The organism is Chitinivibrionales bacterium, assembly GCA_014728215.1.
In the GTDB taxonomy this organism is placed as follows: Bacteria; Fibrobacterota; Chitinivibrionia; order Chitinivibrionales; family WJKA01; genus WJKA01.
On record WJLZ01000195.1, the window covers coordinates 1 to 9,945 of the forward strand.

Sequence of the window (9,945 nt, forward strand, 5' to 3'; positions counted from 1 at the left end):
GCATAGGATGTGCGGTTTTTCCTGCCCATGCAGAAAAGAAATCGGAGCTGGTTAACCGCGCGGACAAGGCACTCTATTATTCGAAAGAGCAGGGAAGGAACCGGTCGACGCTCTATAATAACCGGCTGGGTTGAATATCCTCAGCCGTGCCATTTTTTCAGTACTTCATCCTTTTCCAAAAGCTTTTTCCACCACCACATATTGTCCAGATACCACTTTATTGTCATGGAAATGCCCTGGTCGAATGTTACTGAAGGCGACCACCCGAGCTTTTCCCGCATTTTAGATGCATCGATGGCGTATCGTCGATCGTGGCCAAGGCGATCGGTTACATGGCGGATCAGCGATTCGGGTTTGTTTAATTCTTTCAGAATAAGCTTGACGATTTCGATGTTTTTCATTTCGTTATTGCCGCCGATATTGTAGACTTCACCGGGGGTGCCGTTACGAAGTACAGTGTAGATTGCACTGCAGTGATCGATAACATACAGCCAGTCCCGGACATACATACCGTCACCGTATATGGGTAACGGCCGGTCGTTGAGGGCGTTGATTATCATTACGGGTATGAGTTTCTCGGGGTATTGATAGGGGCCGTAATTGTTGGAGCAGCGGGTAATCATTACCGGAAGCCCGTAGGTTTCAAAATAGGCACGAGCCATGAGATCGGAACCTGCTTTACTCGCGGAATAGGGGCTGTTGGGAGAAATCGGCGTCGTTTCGGTAAATAACCCTTCCTTGCCGAGAGAGCCGTAAACTTCATCGGTGGATACATGGACAAATCGTTTGTCCGCATACTGGTTGTCCCACGTCACCTTAGCAACGTCGAGAAGCACCTGGGTGCCCAGAATGTTAGTGTTAACAAATGCCTCCGGTCCCATTATGCTTCTGTCGACATGAGACTCGGCTGCAAAATGCACGACCGTATCGAATTCATGTTCTTTAAACAGACGCTCTATCAACGGTCTGTCGGTGATTGAGCCCTTACAGAATGTATAGCGGGGATTATCACTCACTCCTTCGAGATTGTCAAGGTTGCCGGCATAGGTGAGCAGGTCGAGATTTAAAACAGAACATGATTCGTTTTCTTTAAGAACATGGTGGATAAAGTTGGAGCCGATAAATCCTGCTCCACCGGTAACCAGTACCTTATTCATTATTCTGTTCCTTTCTTAATAGTTGCGCTTCTTCAAAAAAATCGGAAAAGGCGTCTTTCCAGTTTTTCATGATATTTATTCCGTATTCCTTTAATCTCTTATTTTCGAGCACACTATTTGTCGGACGGGGAGCCGGGCGGGGAAAATCTTTTGTTGTGCAGGGGGTAACCGGTGTATTAATTCCATAAAGGTTCAGAATGTTTCGGGTGAATTCATACCAGCTGCACGAACCTTCAGCAGTACTGTGAAACAATCCGTAATGGTTGGTCTGGGCGGCTTGAAAAATTTGGCGGCATACTTCCATTGTATAAGTAGGTGATCCCACCTGATCGCTAACCACTTTGAGGCTCTCTCCGGTATTTTCACGCTCCCGTGCTGCTCGAAGAATTGTTTTTACGAAGTTTTTGCCCCTGTTTCCGTAAAGCCATGCGATACGGAAGATGAAATATTTATCGGTTGTTTCGGCAATTCGCCGTTCGCCGGCAAGCTTGGATTGACCATAAACCGATTGGGGGTTCGGTTCATCGGATTCGATATAGGGTACATCTTTGTTTCCGTCGAATACATAATCGGTGCTGATATGAACTAACGTTGCACCGATTTCAGCCGCCCATCGGGCAAGGTTATGGGCGCCGGTTTCATTAATTGCAAATGCTGTTTCACGATTGGTTTCACAGGCATCAACTGCAGCATATGCCGCACAATTGATTATCAGCTCCGGTTTGAGCGATTTTATTACCTTTCCGGTTGAATCATAACTGGTAATATCGATGTCTGGAAGATCGCAGCCGTGAATCTGGTTGGCGTGATTCGCTGCGAAGAGCATCATGTCGCGGCCCAACTGGCCATTGCAGCCAACGATTAACAGTGGGGTGAAGGATTTTGAATTTTCAGTCATACTTCAATCCGGGTTGGGAGATTCGGGTGTCTATAAAATAATTCGGGACGCAAGGTCTTCTTTTAATAAAGAAGTTGGCGACAATGCTCCAGATCCGGTTCGTAAATTACCCGTTTGCCCTTTTGTCTGGGGGCGGTCGGCAGTTTATGGGTCGATAAATCCCAGTTTTTTCTTGAAGTGAATTTGGAGTATTGCCGCATGATTTCATCAGAGCTGAAGTTGGTTTCAATACCTGAAACAAGCTGTGTCGCCAGGAGCGCGTTGAGGACAATCCCTCTGGTCCGGAAGCTCTCGAAGATGGCTTTTAAAACAGCGGTCTGACGTCGGTAGCTGTCTTCCCACCCGGAAATACTTGGTTTGAGAAAGAGAAACAACTGGGCGGGAGATAATTGTTGAGGACCGGCGGGCAGTCGAAGCTCGGCCGCGGCCTTAGAATCGATGGTTATGATAATGTTCCCTAAAACTGATGCAGTCCTGACAATACTTGTCCGGTCAAAAACACAATATTTTGGTATTCGCGTATCCATAATTCTCTCGACCAGGGTGCCGGCAAATACCGGCCCTCCATGAAGATGAGCCTGGGCAAGAGTCGTAACACCCTGGACAAATTGTTCCACTGATGTCGACGGTGGGAGTTGTACTATGTGGGCTTTCCCCTGTTCGAACTGAAGGCTGACAAGATAGTAGACGTTAGGGATTCCGCAGAAAAGAAAATTGAGCGGCATATGGCGAAGCATATAGTTGGTTTTTTCTTTTATTAGTTCTGAAAATGTCTCATTGGGAGAAACATCTGCGGTAATTGACTGGACCTGAAAGGGCCTTCCGTCGGAATAGATAACGGCTGCCTGGCCGGAGATGAGGTTAATTGATTCCTCACCGTTGAGTCGCTCGATTAAAACAAGGCCGTCGATATTATGTACATGGACCGCTTCATATTGGACATCGATAACAAAATCGGCACCCGATCCCGCGACGGTTATAATAGCATTTGGGGTGATGATTCTAAAGAGTTCCGATCGGTTTGAATAGACGGTTTTATACCAGCAGATGCCGGAACGCTGATAGAATTCAACAACATTTTTATCGCCTTCCGCTTCCCCGACCTTTTCCACCGTAAGTTCGGCAAAATTATCCAGGTCAACTCTCGAATATGTATTGATAGAGAGTTCGGCCTGAGTTCTGGCCTCGGTTAAGATACGGTCGCCCGGTTTCAGTGTCAGGCCCTCCTGTGCCGGGCGGGAACGGCCGTCGCCGGCAATAATACTCAATTCACCGAAGTAAAATTCCAGGCGGACCATTGCCTGCTCCTGCATGGTGCCGACGGCGCCGGTTGCCTGTTCCACTTCAATAGCCTGATTGTCCGTGATCTGGGCGGCAAGGTTGAATGCGGAGATGTTCGAATTGGGCCGGACACCGGCAACCTGGAGAATTTCAAATTGACTCGTGCCACGGGGCACGCGGTAGGTGCCGGGACGATCGATATTACCATCGACATTGACCATTACCGGGTCCGATGAGGATACTTCACGGGGAACAAATACGGTGTAGATAATTCGTGCCGCCTGAATCACTATTGTGCACAACAGAATCAGGTATATGACTGTCCTAAATCTTTTTTGCCGTTTTCTATTCATGGCAGTACGCTATGCTTTTGACGGATAATACTCCATTTGCCATTTTCATTGCTCCAAATTTGGGCGATCTGCAGACGCGTTGTATCGCTTTGAGAAACCATTAAGAAAGTGCTGTATACTTTAGTATGTCCAGGATCAATTATCTCATTCCACATTGTGTCGATCATGCCCTTACTGTCCCTGGCCCGAGTTGTCAGGCTTTCCAGGATAGTGGATTGCCAGTGGTTGAAGTTTCCCCGGGGAAAGCGAAAATCATTGTTGTCATAAAACGTGACCAGGTGTTCTTTATCTCCCTCTAAAAAAGCATCATGCCATCGTCGGGCAATATCCTCGCAGGAGGGGATGTCATTTTTCGGATTTGCTGAAATCGTGTTCGGCAAAGTGTCCGACCCATGCCGTCTCTTACTATTATATATTTGTCGCGAGGCGGCCTCAAGTGACATTCCTTTGTTTTGCAAAGATGATGATTGAATGTCGGTTGAAGTACTTTCCGGGGCAAGTCCCTTTGCCGGGCCCATATATTCGATTTTTTCGACTGTGGGGAACAAATCTTTGCGCGATTTGAGCCAGCCTCCAATTATTGTGAGACCGGTAAGGATAATCAGAAGTCCCCAGAATGTCCATCTTTTCCCCAGATAGCCAAAAAAACGGCCTGATTGAGCTAAGAGGCGGGGCCAGGAATTTTTCAGAGTGTGGATAGATTCTTTTATTTTCGATTCAATATTCAGGCCGATCTCGCGAATCGATTTTTTGTCTCTATTTTCTTCATCATAATCATAGGTATACTTATATGCATAGTATCGATAATAACCGTAATAATATGGATAGTAGCCGCGGGAATGTGAGATGCCGTTAAGTATAGCACCGTATATTTTTGTGCCGATTTGTTTAAGTTGCAGCTTGGCCTGTTTTGCGGCCTTAAGGGGAGTCCACAGGCTTCGGCCGACAAAAACGCACCCATCCATTTTAGGCGCCATGTTCAAAGCATCACTCACCGGAAGCAGTGCCGGTGAATCGAATATAACCAGGTCGGCCCGTTCTTTGAGATCTTCAATAAGCTGGTCAAAACGGTAGGTTCCCAATAGTTCAGTTGGGTTGTTCGGCCGTTCGCCGGCGGTGATAATTGAAAGGTTTTCATACCGGGTTGGCTTTATAATATCATCAACGCCCGAAAGTTCCAGAATATAATCGGAGAGCCCTGTTTCTTTCGATGTTTCCAGAAGGCCATGAATTTGAGGACGCCGCAAATCGCCGTCAACTAATATGATTTTTTTCCCGTCCATTGCAAACGTTACAGCCAGGTTGACTGCAAGAGTTGTTTTTCCTTCCCCTTTAACCGGACTGCATATAATAAGAGTTCTGATATGGTGAACTTTAGCGATATGCTTGAGATTGGTTCTGAGAACACGGAATGGCTCAAGTTTTGTTTTGCTTTTGTTGTCCGCTGGATCGATTACCGGTTTGTCCTCTTCCAAGTGTGGTATTATCCCCAAGAGAGGAACTTCAAGAGCTTTTTCCAGATCGCGAGGTTCTTTGATTGTCTGATCGAGAAATTCGAATAAAAATGCGAGAGCGACACCCAGAATGATACCGATAAAAATTCCGATAAAAACTCTGCTTTTTTTAACGGTAGGATTCGGTGATGAGGGCATATTGGCAAGTTCGAGTATTTTCAGGTCCGATTCCTGGGAGTCACGCTTTATTTTTGCCTTCTCATATTTGTCTTCGAGCATGATAAGGGTTTGTTCCAGTGATTGGGTTCCCCGTTGGAGGGAGGCGTATTCAATTTCCAGGGAGGGAAGTTTTTGAAGGTCGGAGTTGAGTTTTTCGATTATCTGTTCCTGGGCCTGGCGTTTGGCTTCCAGGGACGACTTTTCTGTTGTTAAGTTGACGAGGCTCTGAAGAAGCGTTTCCCGGATAGGATTTTTTATGTATGTTTCACTCTGTACGGTTTTGGTTTTAACACTCGATTCGATAACCTCTTTCATGGCCCTGATTTCCTTTTGGACCATTTTCACTTTATAATGGTCGGGATTATAGTCGGCCAGAAGTGAATTGAGCTGGAATTCAAGTTCGGAAAGGCGAGTCTGATAGGGATCTTCAACAGTGATGGCATTAACAATATTGATTTCCTGTTGGTTGATCTGTTGTTTTATAGAGGTGAATTTTTCCTTGTTTTCGAGAAGGTCCATTTTGGTTTGTTGGAGTGCAAGCTCCATATTGGAAAGCTTGGAAAGGACCAGGTTGGTTTCGGAGGATAGTTGCACCATGCGGTTCTTTTCTTTGAACTTTTTCAGGGCATCCTCTTTACGCTCCAGTTTTTTAGATACTTTTTCTATTTGATCTTTGAATTTAAAGATCATTTTAGTAATATCCTGAGCATTGACCTCTTCAATGTAAGCGATATATTCTTTGCAGAGGTTGTTGACCACATTGCGTGCCGTGGCGCTGTCTTGATGGCTGAAAGTGATTTGAATAATGTTGTTTTTCTCACCATCGGTTTCCCCTCTGGCTATGTGAATGCCCGCTTGAATTTCGGAGGGGGAGACCTTGTTGTCAAGAGCATCCGAAATCCGGCGTAAAACTTCCTGGTCGGATTTGAGAAGTTCGAGATGTGTATTGACCTTCTTTTCTCTGTCTTGCCACATTTGATAGGTGAAAAGATTATCGGAAACAATTTCTCTATGTCCCGGACTGAACAATAAACGCGCTTGCGCCGAATAATGCTTTGGTGCGGTAAGAAAGGAGAAAAACGAAAAAACACCCAAACCAATCGTCGATAGAATGATAATTGTTTTTCGCCGCAGGAGAACACCGATATACTGGTAAATATCAAATTCCTCTTCTTCCTCTTCCTCATGCCGAAGAGCGGATAACTGTTCTTCAGGCTGGGGCGGTGCTGCTTCTGTGGATGGTGATTCGGGCGATGTTTCCGGTACAGGTTTTCGCGGGCGGGATATCGGATCGGATGGCTGGATTAATTCTTCATCCCTTTTATTTCCCCGAGAGGTCAATTCATTGTCCCGGTTTTCACCAAAGCGGGGTTGGGCCGGAAGAGACGGCGCTCTATTTTTAGGTGGTGAGGCTGGAGGTATCGGTGCGTTGTCATTCTTCTGAGGCTCTTTGTGTTGCCCATTTGACTGAGGACTTTTTTTTGTCTCCGCGTCACTCTCAAGCTTGCGCCGAATATTTCCTAAACTGAATCTTTTTCTTTTTTCTTCCATTAATCCCGCTCAATATCTTCAAGGACTATTTGAATGTCTTCTTTCCGGATCTCAGACAGATTTTCGGCAAAGCCGTAGTTGATTGCCAGTTTGCAGAGGCGGTTTATCTCCCGGGGTACGCCAGCCGTGGAACGAAATATCAACTCAAAGCCAAGACTGGTGAAAATTGTCCGGTTTTCCAGGCCGGCAACCCGTAATCGGTGCTGGATATATTTAATAGTGTTATTGTAATCGAGGTTGTTCAGATGGAACCGTAAAAAAATCCGTTGGTCCACTTGGCGGAGCCCGGCAATTTTCTGGCGAAGCTCGGGCTGGCCGATCAGAAATATGGTCAAATAGTTTTCAGTTTCCGATGAAATATTCGTCAGGTTTTTTATTTCATCGAGTGTTTCATCGCTCAACTGCTGCGCCTCGTCGAAAATAAGCACCATATGACGCCTTTCTTCGTAAACCAGCGTTTCCAATGTCTTTTTCAGATAATTCATGAGCATGTATTTATCGCCCCGGGAGGGCAGCGAGGATTCTTCGGCCATACTTATGCGTGCATCCTGAAATGAAATGCGATTGCAGATATCGTACAAAATGTCGTCAAAATTGAGATTTGAATTCTCAAAAGAAATAACTTCAAAGTCTCTTCGGGGAAGTGAACCACGGAGAACATTTTTTGTAATTGTCTTCCCGGAACCGACTTCACCGGTTAAAAGGCACATGTTCATGTTACGATCGTTAACAACATACAGAAGTCTGTCGAGGGCTTCGCGATGGTCGTCGCTTTCAAAATAAAAGTGGGTGTCACACAGTTCTTCAAATGGTTCTTCCTTTAATCCCCAGTATTCAATACAATTCATGAAAAAGACCTAACCTTGCGTTAAAGCGATAAGATTTGTGGTGATGGATGTAAAAGCATTGCGGATTTCTTTTGCATTGGTGCCTTGCATAATGGGGCGCATTTCTCTGAAAGATGTGTTCACGTCTTTGGAATAGACGATGTATCCAATGTAAAGCATTTTCAGTGAAAGGTATTTTTTGACAATTTCGATAAATCGTCGGCCCCGAGCTACATCCGACGAATCTCGAACCATATTCAGGATAAGAAATATGCGTTTTGAATGAAGATATTCTTTCATCAGCCGTGTTTCAGCAGGAAATCTGAGCGTGGCTGCTGAAATCATTTCTTTAATCGTTGCATAGCTTTCGCCTTCAGTAGATGTCGAGCTACGGTGGATGAATTTCTGCACTTCCTTGTTACCGGGGAAGAGGCGGACAAGGCCCCGGATAATACCGTTTTTAAGAAAGCCATAGGCGTTTTCGATTGATGCCGCAGAACCGTCGGTAACAACAATGCCATAGGGAAAGGCAGCAAAAAAATCGGTTACATTGGTTCCGGTTCCCGCCCCCAGGTCAACGAGTATATAATCGGCATTCATTTTGCTCAGATTTCTGATTATTTTTTTCTTTTGAGAAAAACGTGGATTAGCCAGTTCTACTATATCGCTGGCACCGCTGATAAGCCATGAATTCCCCATGGGAGTCGGAATCGCAATGTCATTAAGCTCTTTTATCTTTCCGGTCAAATAGTCTCGAAGGCCTTTTGAGGGACGTTGTATCCCTAAACAGTGGTGAAGATTTGCGCCGCCGAGATCGGCATCAATGAATCCTACATTATAGTTCTTCTGTAAAAGCGCTGTGCCCACATTCGACGTAATGGTGCTTTTTCCAATGCCGCCTTTTCCGCCGCCGATAGAGATTATTATTGGATCGTTTGTCATAGGTGAAGAGCACAGAATCCGAATCGAGCAGCATTTCCTTAACCGGTTCCGCTGATTCTCGACATTGTGAGAACAATAGTCAGGGTGGTACTGATTACACCAAGAAGCGCACCGACAAAGCCCCAGGGGATTGTCCCGGTATCCGGAATGTACAGCGTATCTCCGGGATAGAGGATATATTTTTTGTTATCCCTTTTCGTATCGGAACCCCAGAATTCTTTCATCGCTATAGTTACCACCGAGCCGTCGGAGCGGATAATTTTTATGGTTTTGACTTTCGGGTTCTCCAGCCCACCGCCCATTGCAACCGCTTTCATGGCATCGATCGGCTCATAAATCTGATATTCTCCTGCTTTCCTTACCGAGCCGATTATATAAATTTTATTAGAATAATAGGCTTCGATCGAAACGGATACAACCGGATTATTTATATAGGAAGATAACTTGCCCTGCATGATTTTAACCAACTGGGCGCAGGTCAAGGATGCCACATCGATTTCACCGATGACCGGATAGTTAATACGGCCGTCCGGACGGATTTTGTGGCGCCCTGAGAATTCCGGATGCTCAACGACATTGATCGTAATTACATCGCCGGGTTGAAGAACATATTCTTCTGTTTCCCCGTAACAGAGAACAGTGATAAGAAGACAGAAGATGCATACAGATAAGCGCGACATAAAAATATTTACAAGTCCCGCGCAGGACTCAGGCCTTCCTCAGAAAAAATATAACATTTGTCTTCATGCAGATTGCAATTACCTGTCAAGTAATACTGCGTGCTGATATAATTTATTGACCTTGATGTATTTATAAATACATTATATAAGATATTCTTTAAGATAATAATTATATAGTTTGGTGTAAAATACATTCAAGTAAATTTTGAGAAATTCTTCATAAATATTTGTTAATACTAATGGATAGGCCGATGTCTCTAGTATCGGTTATATGCGCAGATCTTTTTAGGCTTCTTATGAAAATTTCTTAATTTTGTAGTCGTCTTTGAAATTTTCGGGTATTTATCCCCGAATTCTATAATAGAGATCCTTTTTGCAAAAATTGTGACCCTTTGAATTATTTTAATTTTAGGTAGTTATCTGTACAGGTATCCATAAAGAGGTCTATTATGAAAAAACTTCTTGTAATCATTTTTGTTCCGATACTGTTATTCTTTGGAGGGTGTTATACGCAATTGGCAACAATAAATAGAACAGGAGCTGAGGCGGCAGTTGCTCCGGATTCCACAGCAAAGCAATTGGC

8 protein-coding genes are annotated in these 9,945 nt (G+C 44.8%); 1 reads left to right on the forward strand and 7 read right to left on the reverse strand.

The window, feature by feature from the left end; translation table 11 throughout:
* Positions 1–134: diguanylate cyclase (locus GF401_17480; GenBank protein ID MBD3346849.1), on the forward strand; the 134-nt coding region annotated here is incomplete at its 5' end.
* A gap of 6 nt (positions 135–140) precedes the next feature.
* On the opposite strand, the gene rfbB is transcribed toward GF401_17480, so the two are convergent.
* The 7 genes from rfbB to GF401_17515 all read right to left on the reverse strand — a co-directional run bounded on the left by rfbB (position 141) and on the right by GF401_17515 (position 9,362).
* A complete protein-coding gene (rfbB, locus tag GF401_17485) occupies positions 141–1,157 on the reverse strand; it encodes a dTDP-glucose 4,6-dehydratase (protein MBD3346850.1) in 1,017 nt (338 codons plus the stop codon).
* Positions 1,150–2,055, reverse strand: coding sequence for a dTDP-4-dehydrorhamnose reductase (rfbD, locus tag GF401_17490; protein MBD3346851.1), 906 nt, complete (start codon positions 2,053–2,055; stop codon positions 1,150–1,152). Before rfbD ends, rfbB begins: the two co-directional genes overlap by 8 nt.
* A 62-nt stretch (positions 2,056–2,117) precedes the next feature.
* Positions 2,118–3,689, reverse strand: coding sequence for a hypothetical protein (locus GF401_17495; protein MBD3346852.1), 1,572 nt, complete (start codon positions 3,687–3,689; stop codon positions 2,118–2,120).
* Positions 3,686–6,913 (reverse strand): polysaccharide biosynthesis tyrosine autokinase, encoded by a 3,228-nt coding sequence (locus GF401_17500; GenBank protein MBD3346853.1) that lies wholly within the window; start codon positions 6,911–6,913, stop codon positions 3,686–3,688. Before GF401_17500 ends, GF401_17495 begins: the two co-directional genes overlap by 4 nt.
* Entirely contained in the window at positions 6,913–7,761 is an 849-nt protein-coding gene (locus GF401_17505) for an AAA family ATPase (protein ID MBD3346854.1), read from the reverse strand. Before GF401_17505 ends, GF401_17500 begins: the two co-directional genes overlap by 1 nt.
* A gap of 9 nt (positions 7,762–7,770) precedes the next feature.
* Positions 7,771–8,682: a P-loop NTPase gene (locus GF401_17510; GenBank protein ID MBD3346855.1), complete on the reverse strand. Its 912-nt coding sequence runs from the start codon at positions 8,680–8,682 to the stop codon at positions 7,771–7,773.
* A 38-nt stretch (positions 8,683–8,720) separates the two neighbouring features.
* The gene (locus GF401_17515) at positions 8,721–9,362 is read right to left on the reverse strand and encodes a hypothetical protein (GenBank protein ID MBD3346856.1); all 642 of its coding nucleotides are present in this window, start codon (positions 9,360–9,362) and stop codon (positions 8,721–8,723) included.
* Positions 9,363–9,945: the final 583 nt, after the last annotated feature.